We start from the raw sequence: 16350 nt of genomic DNA on the forward strand, positions 1-16350 counted from the left end.
CGCGCGTCGTGCACCGGTTCTGCACACGGTCAGCCTCCATCCGGACGGCCGACATCTATGTCGCTTAAATAGGTCACGACCGTGAAATGCGAAGTCGCGGCCGTCAGCGCGCCGACCACCGCCACCACCAGCGCCACGCCGGCATAGCCGGTGACGCCTATGGCGAAATTGCCGAACAGCGCCGTCGCCTGGTCGGCCTCGGGCGTGGCGAGGTTCATGGACGACCACCAGGAAAACACGATGAACACCACGACGGCCGCCAGGCCCCCGACAGCCGCGCCCTTCATGCCGGTGAGCAGGAAGTGGTGGCGGAATTCGCTGGCGATGAAGCGCGCCTCCGCGCCGACGAAATGCAGCACCTCGATGATGTGGCCATTGCCGGCCATGGCGCCGCGCGTGGCGAACACCACCGACAGCACGGTGGCCGAGAGCATCAGCACCAGCACCGCCACGCCGAGCGTGACCGTGGTTCGCGCCATGGCGACCAGCCGGTCAACCCAGGTGCGGTGGTCGTCGAGCATGGCGCTCGGGACTTCCGCGGCCAGCATGGCCCGCATGGACGCGAAGTCGGGCGGGCTGTCCTCGTCTATGGTGACGATAACCAGCCGCGGCACCGGCAGTTCGTCAATGTTCAGCCCGGCGCCGAGCCACGGTTCGAGCAGCCGCGCGGTCGCCTCGCGGTCGACGATGCGGGCCTCGCGCACGCCGGCGAACTCGCTGGCGATGCGCTGGGCGGCGGCGAGTGCGGCCTCCATGTCGAACCCTTCCGAGGGCTTTATCTGGATCGTCGCCTCGCGCGCGATCTGGTTTTCCCACACCGACGCGGTGTCGCGCACCAGCGTGACCGCGCCAAGCGTCAGGCAGGACAGGAAGGTCATGATGGCGATGACGGAGATCAGCGCCCGTCCGGCGATGTTCTGCGACGGCACGATCGGCGCCATCTTGCGCTGGGCGCGCTCATTGGCCGGCCGCGTCTCGTCCATGCCATGCCCGTCATGCTGCTCGGCCAGTTCAGTCATAGATGTCGAGCCTCCCGCCGGACAGGATCATGCGGCGCGCATCGACCTGTTCCATCAGGCCGAGGTCGTGGGTGGCGATCACCACGGCCGTGCCGAGCCGGTTGAGTTCGATGAACAGCCGCAGCAGTCGACGCGCCAGCGGCGGGTCGACATTGCCCGTCGGCTCGTCGGCAAGCAGGATCTCCGGTTGCTCGATCAGCGCCCGGGCGATAGCCGCACGCTGCTTCTCACCGCCCGAAAGCACGGGCGGCAGCACGTGCATGCGTTCGCCTAGGCCGACCCATTTCAGCAGCTCGATGACGTCGGTGCGGTAGCTCGCCTCCTCGCGCCCGCGCACGCGCAGCGGCAGCGCGACATTCTCGTAGGTGGTCATGTGGTCGAGCAGCCGGAAATCCTGGAACACCACGCCGATGCGCCGGCGCAGCATAGGCAGTTCATGCCTGGTGATGCGCGAGCGGTCCTTGCCGAAGACATTGATCAGGCCGCGCGTGGGTTTGAGCGACAGAAACAGAAGCCTGAGCAGCGTCGTCTTGCCGGCCCCCGAAGGTCCGCTCAGAAACTGGAACGAGCGCTGCGGGATGTGGAAGGAGATGTCGCGGAGAATCTCCGGACCCATTCCGTAACGCAGGCCGACATTCTCGAAGCGAATCAACTCATGAACCCTGGATGTTTTGGGGCGCCGAATACGGCTGCCTGTCTCGATCGACCATCGGTCCGCATGGTTAACCGGCGGTTAATTTTCTGCGGTTTTGGCCCCATATCCGCCCGGCGGCAGCGAAGCGTTAACCAATTCCGTTTACCTCCGCATCGGGGGACGATTGAAGGCTGGCCGGCATCCATGGCAGACCAACGCACCGCACGCCCGGTTTCCGGCGAAATCATGACCGGCAGGGACGCGCATGCCCTGCCGTCGGGCGCCGTTGCGGCGCTCGACGACATCGTCGACGCCGATTACGAGATCGTCTCGCCGCCCGAACGAGACCCCGACCGCTCCAGATTTCCCGCCGTTCCCACGTCGACAGGCGGTATGGCGATGCTGCGCCGGGCCGGCGACGATCTTGCCAGGGGTCCGGTGCGCGGCGGCCCGATATTCTGGACTTTCGGCATGGCCGCCGTCGCCGCTGCCTTCTGGGTCTCCGGCGGTCACGCCCTGATCCACCATGCCTTGCCGCAGCCTGCCGCCGCGCTGACGATTTCGGGCATTTCGTCGCGCATCCAGACCGCTGGCGCAAAAAGCTTCCTGCATGTCGATGGCCATGCCGCCAATGACGGTGAAGCGGCCGCGGCTCTGCCGCCGCTCGAAATCCGCGTCGCGGCAAATGACGGCCGCGTGACCCGCTACAAATTGGGGGCATACGCACGCCAAATGGAGCCCGGCGAACGTTTTGCCTTTTCGAGCAGGCTCGACGTGCCTAAAAGCGGGGTGAAGACCGTTTCGGTCACATTCGGCGAGTAGGAACTGATCATGCCAATCGTTCGCGGCAAAGAAATCGAAGTGCTGTTTTCCGCCTCGACAATCGCCAGGCGCAATCTCGAGCTCGCCAAGGAGATCGCCGCCCACGACTACACCGACCTTCTGGTCATCTCGGTGCTGAAGGGCTCGTTCATCTTCGCCGCCGACCTGATCCGCGCAATGCACGATGTCGGCTTGTCGCCAGAGGTAGAGTTCATCTTCATCTCCAGCTATGGGGCGGGCACGACCACCGGCGAGGTCCGGGTGCTGCGCGACATCGATAACGAGGTCAAGGGCCGCGACGTGCTCCTGATCGACGATATTCTCGAATCCGGCAAGACGCTGTCCTTCACCCGCGACCTGATGCTGTCGCGCGGCGCCAAGAGCTGCGCCCTAGCCGTGCTGCTCGACAAGCGCATGCGCCGCCAGACGACGCTCAACGCCGACTATGTCGGCTTCGACTGCCCGGACTATTTCGTCGTCGGCTACGGCATGGACGTCGCCCACGCCTTTCGCGAACTGCCCTTCGTCGGCGTGGTCAAGGGCGACGCCTGAGCGGCATGGCGGTCACGCTCCACGGCTACAGCTACAGCGTCTATCTGCGCATCGCACGCATGACGATGCTGGAAAAGGGTGTCGCTTGGAGCCATGTCGAAGTCGACCCGTTCGCCGACGAGATCCCGCCGGACTATCGCGCCCTCAACCCGTTCGGGCGCGTGCCGACGCTCGACCATGACGGCTTCGTGCTCTACGAGACCACGGCGATCACGCGATACATCGACGAAGCGTTTGAAGGCCCGAGGCTGCAGCCCGAAACGCCGCGCGAAAGGGCGCGGATGAACCAGATCATTGCCATCGCCGATTCCTATGGCTACTGGCCGATGGTGCGGCAGGTGTTTTCGCAGCGCGTCTTCAATGCCCGGCGCAGGACGCCGGACGAGGCGGTGACCGCCGAAGGCCTGGCGCGCTCGCGCAAGGTTCTGGCCGCGCTGGAACCGCTCATCGGCGGCAGCAATTTCCTGGTCGGCGACAGGTTGAGCCTGGCGGACCTGCATCTCGGCGCGATGACCGCCTATTTCACGGCTGCGAAAGAGGGAGCCGCGGCACTCGGCGATTACCCGAAGCTCGGCGTCTGGTGGAAAGCTTTCAAGAACAGGAAATCGCTGACCGAAACCGACCCGGGATTGCCGGACGATTGAAGGCCGCCTCCAGTGCGCGCAAAGCTCACGATTTCGGCTGGGCCGCGAGCGCATCCGGATGCTCGATCGCCTGGCGGCCGAAATCGGGAACGTCGATATCCTGTCCGGCCTCGATGATCGAGCGGCGCACGGCGCGGGTGCGGGTGAACATGTCGAACAGCTTTTCGCCGTCGCCCCAGCGTATGGCTCGCTGCAGAGAGGCAAGATCCTCCGAAAACCGCGCCAGCATTTCGAGGATCGCGTCCTTGTTGTGCAGGCAGACGTCGCGCCACATCGTCGGATCGGAGGCGGCAAGGCGGGTGAAGTCGCGGAAGCCGGACGCCGAGTATTTGATGACCTCGGTCTTGGTGACGGCCTCGAGGTCGTCGGCGGTGCCGACGATGTTGTAGGCGATGATGTGCGGCAGGTGCGAGACGATGGCCAGCACCATGTCGTGGTGCTCGGGGTCCATGGTGTCGATGTTGGAGCCGCAGCGCCGCCAGAACTCGGACAGTTTTTCGAGCGCGGCGGCGTCGGTGCCCGGCAGCGGCGTGAAGATGCACCAGCGGTTCTCGAACAGGTCGGCGAAGCCGGCGTCGGGCCCGGATTTTTCGGTGCCGGCCAGCGGATGGCCGGGAATGAAATGCACGTTGCCCGGCATATGCGGCTCGATCTGTGAAATCACCGAACGCTTGGTCGAGCCGACATCGGTGACGATGGCGCCGGCTTTCAGCGCCGGCGCGATCTGCGCGGCGACCTCGCCGGACGAGCCGACCGGCACGGAGATGATGACGAGGTCCGCTTCCTTCACCGCTTCCGCGGCGTCGGTCGAGTAGCTGTCGCCCAGGCCGAGTTCCTCCGCCCGCTCGAGCGTGGCGGCGCTGCGCGTCGAGATGGCGATATGGCCGGCCAGTTTCTCGCGGCGGATCACCCGCGCCAGCGACGAGCCGATCAGGCCGATGCCCACCAGGGCGATCTTATCAAACATTGGTTCCGACATTCGACTAACTTTTCAGAAATTCGGCGAGAGCGGCGACCACGCCGCGATTGGCCTCTTCGGTGCCGACGGTCATGCGCAGCGCATCGGGCAGACCATAGGCCGCGACCCGGCGCAGAATATAGCCACGCGCTGTCAGATAATCGTCTGCGGCCGCCGCTGAATGCTTCTCATCCGCCGGGAAGTGGATGAGAATAAAATTGCCGACGCTGGGCGTGACGCGCAGGCCGAGTTTCGGCAATTCCTCGCTGAGCCAGCCAAGCCACTTTTCATTATGCGCGACGGTGCGCTCGACATGGGCGCGGTCGCGCATTGCTGCTGCGCCCGCCTCGATCGCCACGGCGTTGACGTTGAACGGCCCGCGCATACGGTTCAGCGCATCGACGACATGGGCCGGCGCATAGGCCCAGCCGACGCGCACGCCGCCGAGGCCGTGGATCTTCGAAAACGTGCGGGTCATCACCACGTTTTGCGACGACGAGACCAGCTCGATGCCGGATTCATAGTCGTTGCGGCGGACATATTCGGCATAGGCCGCGTCGAGCACCAGGAGCACATGCTTCGGCAGGCCGGCATGCAGCCGCCGCACCTCCTCGAACGGGATGTAGGTGCCGGTCGGATTGTTGGGATTGGCGAGGAAGACGATCTTGGTCTTCGGTGTCGCCGCAGCCAGGATTGCATCGACATCGGCGGTCTCGTTGGTCTCCTTCGCGACCACCGGCACCGCGCCCGCGGCCTGGATGTAGATGCGGTAGACCAGGAAGCCGTGCTCGGTGAACACGCCCTCGTCGCCGGGCTGGAGGTAGCTCTGGGCAAGCAGGCCGATGATCTCGTCCGACCCGTTGGAGCAGACGATGTTCGCCGGGTTCAGCCCATGCGCCTCGGCGATCGCCTCGCGCAGTTTGGTGGCGGAGCCGTCCGGATAGAATTCGAGCCGGCCGGCCGTCTCGCGCGCCGCCTCGATCGCAGCCGGCGAGGCACCGAGCGGATTTTCGTTCGACGACAGCTTATGGACCTTGGTAACGCCGGCGGGCGCAGCGCTCTTGCCCGGCACATAGGCGGCGATGTCCATGACGCCTGGCTTGGGCTGCGGGCGGCTTTTGTCGATCGGCTGCGTCATGGCGAAAAGGTCCGGTTGGAATTTGGCCCGAACAGGATTTCGGGGCGGGACGGAAATACAGGCCGGATGCCGCAATGTCGAGGCCGCGCGGGACAGCCGGTGGAGCCAACGCCAAGAAACCATTGACAGGCCCGGCCCTCACTCCCTAGCTACGGCTCGAATTTCAGGAGCGCGGCGCGCCGGCATGGCGATGACAACAACAGCGGCAAAGACTGCTAAGGCGGCGTGGGCAAACGAGGCCAACGACCCGTCGAGCCCCGTCGTGCGCTTCGGCCTGGACAAGCCGCTGCGGCTCGATGCCGGCACCGTGCTGTCGCCCTTCCAGATCGCCTACCAGACCTATGGCGAACTCAACGAGGCGCGCTCCAACGCGATCCTGATCTGTCACGCGCTGACCGGCGACCAGCACGTCGCCAACCGCAATCCGGTGACCGGCAAGCCCGGCTGGTGGGATGTGCTGATCGGTCCCGGCAAGATCATCGATACCAACCGCTTCTTCGTCATCTGCTCCAACGTCGTTGGCGGCTGCCTCGGCTCCACCGGCCCGGCCTCGACCAATCCGGCCACCGGCAAGCCATACGGCCTTGATCTCCCCGTCATCACTATCCGCGACATGGTGCGGGCGCAGGTCATGCTGGTCGACCATTTCGGCATCGACCGCCTGTTTTCCGTGGTCGGCGGCTCGATGGGCGGCATGCAGGTTCTGGAATGGGCGGCGAGCTATCCCGAGCGCGTGTTCTCGGCGCTGCCGATCGCCACCGGCGCGCGCCATTCCTCGCAGAACATCGCCTTCCACGAGGTCGGCCGGCAAGCGGTGATGGCCGATCCGGACTGGCATGGCGGCAAATATTTCGAGACCGGCAGGCGGCCCGAAAAAGGTCTCGCCGTCGCGCGCATGGCCGCCCACATCACCTATCTGTCGGAATCGGCGCTGCACCGGAAATTCGGCCGCAATCTGCAGGATCGCGAGGCGCTTACCTTCGGCTTCGACGCAGATTTCCAGATCGAGAGCTATCTGCGCCATCAGGGCATGAGCTTCGTCGACCGCTTCGACGCCAATTCTTATCTCTACATGACGCGGGCGATGGATTATTTCGACCTTGCCGCCGATCATGGCGGGCGGCTGGCTGACGCCTTCACCGGCACCAAGACGCGATTCTGCCTCGTTTCCTTCACCAGCGACTGGCTGTTTCCGACCGAAGAAAGCCGGGCGATCGTGCATGCGCTGAACGCCGCCGGCGCGTCGGTCTCCTTCGTCGAGATCGAGACCGACCGCGGCCATGACGCCTTCCTGCTCGACGAGCCGGAGCTCTTCGCGGCGATCCGCGGCTTTCTGCAATCGGCGGCCCGCGCGCGGGGGCTGGACCAGCCGTGAGCGTCAATGTCGCCCACCGCGTCGATCTGCAGGTCGTCGCCGATTTCATCGCGCCGCGCGCAAAGGTGCTCGACGTCGGCAGCGGCGACGGGCTGCTGCTCGAGCTCCTGCAGAACGACAAGCAGGTCGACGGGCGCGGCGTGGAGCTGTCGCAGCGCGGCGTCAATGAATGCGTCTCGCGCGGCCTGTCGGTGATCCAGGGCGACGCCGACCGCGATCTCGTCTTCTACCCCGACAAGGGTTTTGACTTCGTCATCCTGTCGCAGACGCTGCAAGCGACGCGCAACCCGAAGCTGGTGCTCGACGAATTGCTGCGGATCGGCGAGCGCGCCATCGTCTCCTTCCCGAATTTCGGCCACTGGCGCGTGCGGTTTTCGCTGTTCTTCTTCGGCCGCATGCCGGTGACCAGGGACCTGCCCTATAGTTGGTACGACACGCCCAACATCCATTTCTGCACCATCCGCGATTTTGTCGCTTTATGCGACGAGGTCGGCGCCAAAGTGGAGAAGGCGACGGCGCTCGACGCCAACGGCCAGAAGATCGGCTTCAACATGCCGTGGTGGTTCTGGAACTTCTTCGGCCAGCAGGCGGTGTTTCTGTTGAGAAGATAGATGTCTCACCGCGCATAGAGCGGCTACTCGTTCATCAGATCGCCGGTAATATCGCGATAGCCGCTCACCACACGGACGATGTCGACTGTTTTTTCTCGCACTTCATAAAAGACGACATAGCTTCCAGCCGGAAAACTTCGCAATCCTTCCGACAATTCACTGCGACGTCGGCCAGCTTCCGGCTCAGATGCCAGCAACAGAAAGACATCGTTTATCCGAGCGATAATTTTTTCGGCCGCTCGTTCGTTCTCAGCGGCGACATACTTCCAGATATCGAGCATATCCGCCCGGGCACGCGGCCTGAGGCGAATCCTATGCGCCATGTTTCCCGTTTTTTATAGCACGTGCTTCGGTCAGGAAGCTGGTCAGATCGAACGGTTCTGGCTCGCCACTCTCGAGCCCCTCGCGAACGGCGTCTCTCAGCGCCTCAAGCTTGGCCTGCCGTTGTTGCTCCCGCTCTTCGATCAACCGCAATCCATCGCGCAGAACCTCGCTGGCTGACGCGTAGCGACCGCTCTCGACCAGTTGGCGCACCAGTCCCTCATAATGTTGACCAATCGTGTAGCTCGATGGCATTTCGTCTACCTCCATCGCGGCAAATGTATCATTTTATGATATCAACGCCAAGCTTTACCTGTCTGGATGGATCGCGTTTGCGAACCAAAGCAGGTTACCGATCAAGCTCCGGATAAAACCGATCCGATAGCCGCTGCCTCGTTCGCTCGCCGATCAGGCAGTCGACCGGCGCGTTTGCCTGCGCCGGAACGATCTGCGGATCGGGCGAGGCGCCGCTTACTTCCAGGATGAGCTTTCGCCGGATGGCCGTCGCGAATTCCGATGCCGAGCGGATCGGCAGCACGAAGGAGCCTGGACCACCTGTGACGCATTCGGCGTAAAAGCGATCCATCGCCGGGAAGATCGGCGACGGCCGGATCAGGATCGGCAGGCCGTTCACCACGATGCCGCGGCTGAGCGCTGCGTCCCGTGCCTGCATTACCGGGTCGCCGAAATTGTTGGGGCCGTCGCCCGAAATGTCGATGACGCGGCGCGCGCCGTCGAAGCCGTTCGTCTCGATCGACGATGCGCCGAAATCCAGGGCTGCGGAGATCGACGTGCCCCTGAACACTTCGGCCGGCAGGCTTTCGAGCCGCTCGGCGAAGGCCCGCGCGCTGTCGGCGCCGTCGATCACCTGCCAGGGCACGATGGATCGCCGGCGGACGGTCCCCGCCCATTCGAAATAGCTGAGCGCGATGCGACCGTTCGGACCGGAGAGCACGGCCCGGATGAAGCCGGGATGGCGAAGCGCCGCCGCGTAGCCGGCGCGCTGGATCGCGAACTCTTCCGGGTCCATCGATTCCGACACGTCCACGGCCAGCGCCAGTTCGAGATCAACCGCAACGGCGTCGGCGCGGGCCGGCGCGGGCCATTGGCAGGCGAGCCAGAGAAGCAGGGTCAGTGCCGCTTTCATGGCCGGGAACGATAGTGCGTGCCGGCCGCCGTGCACAGGCCCGGCCAGAGCTCATCAGAGCGCCGGCGGCACCCTGGCGGTCTGGGCACCCTGCGGCGTAAGCACAGGCACGAAGACGCGGCGCGAGGCGCGCTTGGCGACGGGCAGGCCTTGATACAACCGCTTCTGCGCCTCGACCACGACAACGCCCGAAAAGATCGGCCAGCAGCGCCGGCCGGTGCGTTCGAGGAGGCTGTGGAAGCGCAGCATCCAGTGCCGTTTCGAAGGCGGGAAGAGCAGCGCCTCTGACCATGCCGACGGGGTGAAATTCGCCTCGCGCAGCAGCGCGTTGAGCTGGGCGCGCGAGAAAGGCCGGCCGGTGCCGAAAGGCGTGTGCTCGAAGCGCGCCCAGATGCCGCGACGGTTTGGCGCCACGATAACGACGCGGCCGGCCGGCGCCAGCACGCGCCAGATCTCCTTCAGCGTCTCGCGCGGGTTTTCGGCATGTTCGAGCGAATGGACGAGCAGCACGCGGTCGATGGAGGAATCGACCAGCGGCAGTTCCTCGTCGAAGACCAGCGCCGTCGCCGAAGGCCCGTTGACAGGCCAGACGACGGCGCCCTGCGTTGCCGGCATGAAGGCGAAGACCCGCTCGGCATCGGCGCCGAAGCGGTCAAGCCACGGCAGCGTGTAGCCGAGCCCGACCAGGCGCTCGTCCGGAAGGCTGGCCCATATCGAGGCAAGCGCCATCGCGATCGACCGCTCGGCGATGCGGCCGAGCGTGGTGGCGTAGAAGGAGCGCAGATCGACGATGTCCGAATTCATGGCGCGACGGTATCCGCGATGTCGGCAGAGTTCAACAAACGCCGCGACAGGGGTGACACCGGCCTGCGAGCGCCCTATCGTCCCTGCAAAAATGGAGGCGAGAATGCCGTTGCAGATCGACCAGTTCATGTGCCGGAGCGACAATTTCGGCGTGCTCGTGCATGATGAGACGAGCGGCGAGACGGCGCTGATCGATGCGCCGCAGGAGCAGCCGATCCTGGCCGCGGTCGAACGCACCGGCTGGACGCCGACGATGATCCTTACGACGCACCATCATGGCGACCATGTCGAGGCCAACCTGGCGCTGAAGCAGCGGTTCGGCTTGCGCATCGTCGGCCCGGAGGCGGAAGCCGCGAAAATTCCCGGCATCGACGACACGGTCGAGGACGGTTCGGTCATTCCGTTCAGCGGCGAGGAGATCCGCGTCATCGCCACGCCCGGCCACACCGCCGGCCACGTCTCCTACTGGTTTCCCAAATCGAAAGTGGCGTTCACCGCCGACACGCTGTTTGCGCTCGGCTGCGGCAGGCTTTTCGAGGCGAAAGCGCCGGTGATGCTGCAATCGCTGAAGAAACTCGCCGCCCTGCCGCCCGAAACGACGGTCTATTGCGGCCACGAATACACGCAGGCCAATGCCCGCTTCGCGCTCTCCGTCGATCCGACCAATTCGGCGCTGCGGGAACGCGCCGCGAAAATCGACCGGCTGCGCCTCGAAGGCAAGCCGACGCTGCCCACGACGATCGGCGAGGAACTGGCGACCAACCCGTTCCTGCGCTGGCACGATCCGGCGATCCGCCGCAATCTCGGGATGGAAACGGCCTCGGACGAGGAGGTCTTCGCCGAAATCCGCAAGCGCAAGGACGTCTTCTGATGGCAATGTCGGCGGCCGAGATCATCACGACGCTCGGCATGAAGCGGCACCCGGAGGGCGGCTGGTATGCCGAGACTTTTCGCGACGGTCCCGGCCGCGGCCATTCGACGGCGATCTACTTCCTGCTCGAGAATGGCGATGTTTCGGCCTGGCACCGGGTGAAGGACGCTGCCGAGGTCTGGCACTTTTACGCCGGCGCGCCGATCGAGCTGAGGGTTCACGAGGAAGGCCGAGGCGTTTCGAGCCACCGCCTCGGACCGGATATTCTCGCCGGCGAGCGGCCGCAGCATGTCGTGCCGGCTGGCTGGTGGCAGACGGCGAAGAGCCTTGGCGACTGGACGCTGGTCGGCTGCACCGTCGCACCCGGCTTCGAATTTGCGCAGTTCGAACTGGCGGAGCCGGGCTGGGAGCCTAGAGCAAGCCGCCCGATTTCGGAATCGGGCATCTCGCTCTAGCTTTTTGTTTTCGCATCGTTTTTGCCGAAAACCGGCATCCACTTTTCGGCACGATGCTCTAAAGCAAAAACCCGAGCGTGATCATGAGTTGCGCGGCGTAGTATAGCGCCCAGACGGCATGGCGCATCCACTCGCGGTGCCGGGAGATGGCGGCGATCAGGAATTTTTCGGCGGCGAGCAGTCCGTCGGAAGCCATGAACAGCACCGCGCCCACAATGATCCAGACATTGTCCAGCGTCAGCGCCGAAACGCCCATGCCCAGGATCGCCGCGGCATAGGCGGCGACCGGCAGGCGCAAATCCGGCGCGACGCGCCGCCACAGCATGACCAGCATCCCCGCCGCGAAGGCGGCCATGGCGACGGCCAAGACCACCCGCCAAGGTTCGGCGAGGAATTCCCATCCTCCGCCCGCCAGGAAAAACAGCGCGATATAGGCGAGATGCGCCGCGAGAAAGCTGGCGAGGCCGCCGAGGAAAGCCTTGTCGCCGTCGCGCGACAGGAACGCGTCGCCAAGGGCGCTGAGCGCCAGCGCGGCGACCAGCAGGAGCGGCCCTGCCTGAGTGAAGGCAAGCGCCGCCAACAGCGCAACGGCAAGCGTCTTGACGGCCGAGCGCAGCAGCGTCTCGCGTGTGTTCAGGATCAGCCCGTAAACGACGGCGGCGGCCAGCGAGAAGAGCAGCGTGGCATTGGCCGTCGCCTCTATGCCGCCGGCAAACGGCATCATGCCTCGGCTCGCCGGCCTGCCGCCGAGCCCTTGCCGAACAGCAGCGACTTCGCCGCCAGCACCGCGCCCGATGTGATCAGCACGCAGGCGGCGATGATGTTGAGCGTCGGCTCAGCGAAGCCGGCCACGATCAGCACCAGCGTCGAGAGCAGCGGCGCCGCGTAGCTGGCTGCGCCAAGAACCTGGATATTGCCGCGCTTGACGCCGTAATCCCAGGCGTAGAAGGCCGCGCCCACCGGCATCAGGCCGAGGCCGAGCACCGCCAACCATTGCGAGGCGCCCGACGGCAGCACGGTTTCCTCCAGCGCCAGATGGCAGACCAGCGACAGGGCCGACGTCGCGGCGCAGAACCATGTGACGATGCTGGTCGGGACGGCGGCGAAGCGGCGCGACAAAAGCGAATAGCCGGACCACAGGAAGGCGCATGCGCCGGCCATCGCGTAGCCGAACAGATAGCGGCTCTCGAAGGCCAGCCCTCCGCCTTTGGTGACGATCAGGAAGGTGCCGGCAAGGCCGAGCATTGCGCCTGCTATGTGGTTCCAGCGCAGCCGCTCGCCCGGCATCAGCGCCGAGCCGAGCACGATCAGCAGCGGCCACAGATAGGCGATCAGGCTGGCCTCGACCGCCGGCGCGTTGCGGAGCGCGGTGAAGTAGAAGAAGTGGTAGCCGAACAGGCCGCCAATGCCGATGATCCAGACCTGCGGCGGGATTTTTCCACGCCGCGCCGGAGCCGGCATGAACAGCCGTGCGACGAGCCCGACCAGCGTGCCGATCGCGAATGTGATGGCAGAGAGCAGAAACGGCGGCACCGCGCCGGAAGCATCGGTAAAGAGCGCCAGCGACGCCCACATTGCGACTGCCGAAAAGCCGATCAGCGTGGCGCGCCCCATGCTTCACATCCCTGGCGCGCGGCATCCGCGCTAATTCGTGGCTTCGAACCTTCGCGCCTGGACGGTGATCGGGCCGATCTGCGTGCCGACCGTGGCGCGGACGGGGCCATATACCCCGGTCGTGCCGAGTGGCGCAAACGTGATCGTCATGCGGCTGCGGTTTTTCAGATAGTCCAGCGCCTCGCGGCCCTTACGGTAGCCGGCGACCGGCTCGAAGCGGACGTTGCAGGTGACCGTTTCCCCCTCCCAGCCAGCAATCGCCATCGTGCCGGTCGATTGGTGGCTGAGCGTCAGGTCGAAGCGCAATTCGCCGTCATAGATCTTGATCGTCCGCCCGCAGACCTCGGAAATGCTGTCGGCGCGGACCAGCGTCGCCGAGAGCGGATCGGTGACGGCCCGCAAATGCGCGTTGCCGAGCGGCACCCAGTCCTTGCCGCGCTTTTTCAGTGGCGGCACGTTTTCGGTCCTGGTTACGGAGCCGCCCTTGAAGCGGATCGCGGTCATCTTGGACTTCCTGCCCTCGGTGTAGTCGACACGAAACGCGGTCGGCTGCGTCCTGTCGCCGGCGAAGCGCCCTGCCGCCGAAACCGAGCCTTGCGTGTCGTCGAAAAGCTGCGCCAGCCCGGCGACCGAAGCCGCGCCCTTTACTGAAAAGGAATTGCCCTTGAAGGTGCTGTTGAAGGTCGAATGGGCGACCGGAATGCCGAGAAACGTCACGGAGTAATCGGCGCTGAAGGATTGCGGCCCTTCCTTCCGTGCCGCGGGCACGGTCACCACCAGCGCGACGAGAAACGCCTGGATAAATCCCGCCATTGCGCGACGCCCTTGTTGGAGCGGTCAGGATAGCCGCCCGCGAATTTTCCCTGTCCTCTTGGTTCAAGCGAGAAATTCCGGCATTAGTGTGAATGCCGTTGGCCGCCGCCCTGGCTCGGCTGCGGCGCGCTTGCGGCTTGACGCCTCGCCGAAATGCCACTATGGAACGCCAACTTTTCCATGAGGCCGCTTGATGAGGTTGCGCGCCACCCTTCCTGGTGCGCTACGATCAATGGCCGTTCGAGACCTGAAGGTAACCGAAATGTCCCGCGCTTGTGAACTGACCGGCAAGGCCGTTATGTCCGGCAACAATGTGAGCCACGCCAACAACAAGACGCGTCGCCGCTTCCTGCCCAATCTCCTCAACGTGACGCTGATCTCCGAGGCGCTGAACCAGAATGTGCGCCTGCGCATTTCGGCCAACGCGCTGCGCACCGTCGAACATCGCGGCGGCCTCGACGCCTTCCTGGCCAAGGCCGACGTCGCCGAGCTTTCGCAGCGCGCGCGCCTGTTGAAGAAGCAGATCGCCAAGAAGGCCGCCGAACAGGCAGCCGCCTAACTCGCAGTTTCGGGCGGGGGACAACCGCCCGGACCTTGGCCGGCTTCGGCATAGTCGAATTGGCCAAGTTCCGCCTCCCGGAGCGCCGTCTTTCAAGACCGCTCCCTGGTTCCATCACCCAGGTTAAAAAAATGAAATTCTCTTCCGCATATTTGCCCTTCGTGGCCGTCATGGCGCTTGTCGTCGTGGCATCGAACATCCTGGTCCAGTTCCCCGTCGCGGGACAGATCGGCGCATTGTCGCTCGCCGACCTCCTGACCTGGGGCGCCTTCGCCTATCCGTTCGCTTTCCTGGTCACCGACCTCGCCAACCGCCGCTACGGCCCCGAAATGGCGCGCCGGGTGGTGTTCGCCGGCTTCATGGTGGCGGTCGTCTGCTCGATCCTCATTCCGCCGCTGATGTTCCGCTACGGGCTGATCGGCTTCGACACTGCGGCCGACCGGCTGGCGCGCATCGCCATCGCATCCGGCTCGGCCTTCCTGTTGGCGCAGCTTCTCGACATCACCGTCTTCAACCGGCTGCGCCTGCAGAGCTGGTGGCGCGCGCCGGTCATCGGCTCGCTCGCCGGATCGGTACTCGATACTGCAATGTTCTTCACCGTCGCATTCTCCAGCGCCTTCGCTTTCGTTGGCCCTGACGATGCATTCGCGCTGGAGGCCGCGCCGCTGCTGGGCGTGCTGCCCGCCGAGACGGCGCGCTGGATGTCATGGGCGCTGGGCGATCTCGTCGTGAAGCTCCTGATCGCCGTCTTCGCGCTGATCCCCTATCGGCTGATCGCGGCGCGCTGGAGCCAGCCGGCGATAGCTTAAGAGCATCCATGATTCCCTGGGTCCAGCTCGATTCCGCGAAAATCCCCGATGGAGGAGAGCTCCGCCTCAAGCGGCGCGGTGCTGAATTCTCGATCATGCTCGGCACGAACGAGCTGATGAACAGCCGGCTGAGCGGCTCCGAAGAGGCGCTGGCAAAACTTTCCTGCGACAGGATCCGCGGCCGCAAGGAGCCGCATGTTCTGATCGGCGGGCTGGGCATGGGCTTTACGCTGCGCGCCGCCCTCGCCGAACTCGATGACGAGGCTCGCGTCACCGTCGCTGAACTCGCGCCCGCGGTCGTGGCCTGGGCGCGCGGCCCGATGGCCGAGATATTCGGCGGCAGCCTCGATGATCCACGCGTGACGATCCGCGAGACCGATGTGGGAGACTTGATACGATCCGCCGAGGCGCGCTACGACGCGATCCTGCTCGACGTCGACAATGGCCCCGAAGGACTTTCTCGCAAGGCCAATGACGCGCTCTACGATAGGGCTGGTCTGAGCGCAGCGCGCACCGCCCTGCGGCCGGGAGGCGTGGTGGCGGTATGGTCCTCCGGGCCGGACGCCGGCTTCACCCGGCGGCTGCGGGACGTGGGATTCTCCGTCGAGGAGATCAGGACACGCGCCAACGGCAAGCGCGGCGCCCGGCATGTGATCTGGCTCGCGATCAACACGGTGCGATAACGGTAGGTCCGGCTATGGCAGTGCCGGCCTCGTCCCCCGCACCGTTTCGAAAGCGAGGGCGGTCAGCGGACCGACAATAAGCCACTGCACGACGGTGAACGCCGTCTCGATGACGAGATAGTCCGGAACGGAAGTCATTACGTTCTTGGCCGCGACGGCGATGGTTGTGAAGCTCCAGGAAAGAGCGGCGCCGAGCGCGGCATAACGCAGCCCGCGCGCCAGCCAGCCGTCGCCGCTTCCGGCGAACGCGCGGTCGAAGATGTAGGCGAAGATCACCGCCTGGATCAGCATCGAGACCAAGCCGAAGGGCACGATGATGTCCTCGCGATAGATCTGCAGCGCCTTGTAGTAGCCCTCGAAGAGGATCAGGTGCCAGACGAAACCCAGCGCAAAGGTAGGCACGAGATAGGCCAACACCGGCAAAACGTAGCGTTTCATTTTTTTCCTCCGTGAACACGACAGTACCCCGCCGGCTTCCGCCACCCCGGAAAAATATGCCAGCAGCAGTGACTTTTATTTTG

Annotated in this window: 22 protein-coding genes; 10 read left to right on the top strand and 12 right to left on the bottom strand. The window is 64.9% G+C overall.

The annotated features are described in order from the left end of the window. Positions 1-29: 29 nt before the first annotated feature. Both G6N73_RS20495 and ftsE read right to left on the bottom strand, forming a co-directional pair. The gene (locus G6N73_RS20495; protein ID WP_165030963.1) at positions 30-1019 is read right to left on the bottom strand and encodes a cell division protein FtsX; all 990 of its coding nucleotides are present in this window, start codon (positions 1017-1019) and stop codon (positions 30-32) included. Further along, entirely contained in the window at positions 1012-1671 is a 660-nt protein-coding gene (gene ftsE, locus G6N73_RS20500) for a cell division ATP-binding protein FtsE (protein WP_008835049.1), read from the bottom strand. Before ftsE ends, G6N73_RS20495 begins: the two co-directional genes overlap by 8 nt. Positions 1672-1857: 186 nt before the next feature. Here ftsE and G6N73_RS20505 point away from each other — a divergent pair, with 186 nt between their 5' ends. From G6N73_RS20505 to G6N73_RS20515, 3 genes are read left to right on the top strand one after another with little or no spacing between them, the layout of a single operon-like run. Further along, on the top strand, positions 1858-2475 hold the full coding sequence (locus tag G6N73_RS20505; protein ID WP_165030965.1) for a hypothetical protein: 618 nt from the start codon (positions 1858-1860) through the stop codon (positions 2473-2475). A gap of 9 nt (positions 2476-2484) precedes the next feature. After that, positions 2485-3027: a hypoxanthine phosphoribosyltransferase gene (gene hpt / locus G6N73_RS20510; RefSeq protein WP_165030967.1), complete on the top strand. Its 543-nt coding sequence runs from the start codon at positions 2485-2487 to the stop codon at positions 3025-3027. A gap of 5 nt (positions 3028-3032) precedes the next feature. Further along, complete coding sequence (locus tag G6N73_RS20515; RefSeq protein ID WP_165030969.1) at positions 3033-3671, top strand: glutathione S-transferase family protein; 639 nt, start codon at positions 3033-3035, stop codon at positions 3669-3671. A 25-nt stretch (positions 3672-3696) separates the two neighbouring features. On the opposite strand, the gene G6N73_RS20520 is transcribed toward G6N73_RS20515, so the two are convergent. Together G6N73_RS20520 and hisC are read right to left on the bottom strand one after the other, a co-directional pair. Beyond that, complete coding sequence (locus tag G6N73_RS20520; RefSeq protein ID WP_206078984.1) at positions 3697-4650, bottom strand: prephenate/arogenate dehydrogenase family protein; 954 nt, start codon at positions 4648-4650, stop codon at positions 3697-3699. A gap of 4 nt (positions 4651-4654) precedes the next feature. After that, positions 4655-5767 (bottom strand): histidinol-phosphate transaminase, encoded by a 1113-nt coding sequence (hisC, locus tag G6N73_RS20525; RefSeq protein ID WP_165030973.1) that lies wholly within the window; start codon positions 5765-5767, stop codon positions 4655-4657. Between the two features lie 190 nt (positions 5768-5957). Between hisC and metX the strand changes: the two genes are divergently transcribed. Both metX and metW read left to right on the top strand, forming a co-directional pair. Beyond that, positions 5958-7142 (top strand): homoserine O-acetyltransferase MetX, encoded by a 1185-nt coding sequence (metX, locus tag G6N73_RS20530; RefSeq protein ID WP_165031062.1) that lies wholly within the window; start codon positions 5958-5960, stop codon positions 7140-7142. Beyond that, positions 7139-7753 (top strand): methionine biosynthesis protein MetW, encoded by a 615-nt coding sequence (metW, locus tag G6N73_RS20535; protein WP_165030975.1) that lies wholly within the window; start codon positions 7139-7141, stop codon positions 7751-7753. Before metX ends, metW begins: the two co-directional genes overlap by 4 nt. A gap of 23 nt (positions 7754-7776) precedes the next feature. On the opposite strand, the gene G6N73_RS20540 is transcribed toward metW, so the two are convergent. From G6N73_RS20540 to G6N73_RS20555, 4 genes are all read right to left on the bottom strand, one after another. Next, a complete protein-coding gene (locus G6N73_RS20540) occupies positions 7777-8076 on the bottom strand; it encodes a type II toxin-antitoxin system RelE/ParE family toxin (protein ID WP_165030977.1) in 300 nt (99 codons plus the stop codon). Further along, entirely contained in the window at positions 8066-8329 is a 264-nt protein-coding gene (locus G6N73_RS20545; protein ID WP_165030979.1) for a type II toxin-antitoxin system ParD family antitoxin, read from the bottom strand. The genes G6N73_RS20540 and G6N73_RS20545 overlap by 11 nt, the downstream gene beginning before the upstream one ends. Before the next feature lie 94 nt (positions 8330-8423). After that, positions 8424-9221, bottom strand: a complete 798-nt coding sequence (locus G6N73_RS20550; RefSeq protein ID WP_165030981.1) for a DUF1194 domain-containing protein — start codon at positions 9219-9221, stop codon at positions 8424-8426. 54 nt (positions 9222-9275) lie between these two features. Then, entirely contained in the window at positions 9276-10025 is a 750-nt protein-coding gene (locus G6N73_RS20555) for a class I SAM-dependent methyltransferase (protein WP_165030983.1), read from the bottom strand. Positions 10026-10128: 103 nt separating this feature from the next. On the opposite strand from G6N73_RS20555, the gene gloB reads away from it, so the two are divergent. Both gloB and G6N73_RS20565 read left to right on the top strand, forming a co-directional pair. Then, on the top strand, positions 10129-10896 hold the full coding sequence (gloB, locus tag G6N73_RS20560; RefSeq protein ID WP_165030985.1) for a hydroxyacylglutathione hydrolase: 768 nt from the start codon (positions 10129-10131) through the stop codon (positions 10894-10896). Then, positions 10896-11351 (top strand): cupin domain-containing protein, encoded by a 456-nt coding sequence (locus G6N73_RS20565; protein WP_165030987.1) that lies wholly within the window; start codon positions 10896-10898, stop codon positions 11349-11351. Before gloB ends, G6N73_RS20565 begins: the two co-directional genes overlap by 1 nt. Before the next feature lie 58 nt (positions 11352-11409). Here the strand turns inward: G6N73_RS20565 and G6N73_RS20570 are convergent, their stop codons facing one another. The 3 genes from G6N73_RS20570 to G6N73_RS20580 are packed head-to-tail and all read right to left on the bottom strand — an operon-like array spanning position 11410 to position 13778. After that, positions 11410-12075 (bottom strand): lysoplasmalogenase family protein, encoded by a 666-nt coding sequence (locus G6N73_RS20570; RefSeq protein WP_165030989.1) that lies wholly within the window; start codon positions 12073-12075, stop codon positions 11410-11412. Beyond that, positions 12072-12965: an aromatic amino acid exporter YddG gene (gene yddG, locus G6N73_RS20575; protein WP_165030991.1), complete on the bottom strand. Its 894-nt coding sequence runs from the start codon at positions 12963-12965 to the stop codon at positions 12072-12074. Before yddG ends, G6N73_RS20570 begins: the two co-directional genes overlap by 4 nt. A gap of 30 nt (positions 12966-12995) precedes the next feature. Beyond that, a complete protein-coding gene (locus G6N73_RS20580) occupies positions 12996-13778 on the bottom strand; it encodes a DUF3108 domain-containing protein (RefSeq protein WP_165030993.1) in 783 nt (260 codons plus the stop codon). Between the two features lie 262 nt (positions 13779-14040). Here G6N73_RS20580 and rpmB point away from each other — a divergent pair, with 262 nt between their 5' ends. The 3 genes from rpmB (at position 14041) to G6N73_RS20595 (ending at position 15829) form a co-directional block, all read left to right on the top strand. Next, positions 14041-14337, top strand: a complete 297-nt coding sequence (gene rpmB, locus G6N73_RS20585) for a 50S ribosomal protein L28 (protein WP_165030995.1) — start codon at positions 14041-14043, stop codon at positions 14335-14337. Positions 14338-14468: 131 nt separating this feature from the next. Next, complete coding sequence (locus G6N73_RS20590; RefSeq protein ID WP_165030997.1) at positions 14469-15146, top strand: queuosine precursor transporter; 678 nt, start codon at positions 14469-14471, stop codon at positions 15144-15146. Positions 15147-15154: 8 nt separating this feature from the next. Next, the gene (locus tag G6N73_RS20595) at positions 15155-15829 is read left to right on the top strand and encodes a spermidine synthase (RefSeq protein WP_165030998.1); all 675 of its coding nucleotides are present in this window, start codon (positions 15155-15157) and stop codon (positions 15827-15829) included. A 12-nt stretch (positions 15830-15841) separates the two neighbouring features. Here G6N73_RS20595 and G6N73_RS20600 read toward each other — a convergent pair whose 3' ends face one another. Beyond that, positions 15842-16267 carry a hypothetical protein gene (locus G6N73_RS20600; protein ID WP_165031000.1) on the bottom strand — a complete coding sequence of 142 codons (426 nt, stop codon included), beginning with the start codon at positions 16265-16267 and terminating at the stop codon, positions 15842-15844. Positions 16268-16350 lie beyond the last annotated feature (83 nt).

It is taken from the genome of Allomesorhizobium camelthorni (assembly GCF_011045125.1).
Classification (GTDB): domain Bacteria; phylum Pseudomonadota; class Alphaproteobacteria; order Rhizobiales; family Rhizobiaceae; genus Allomesorhizobium; species Allomesorhizobium camelthorni.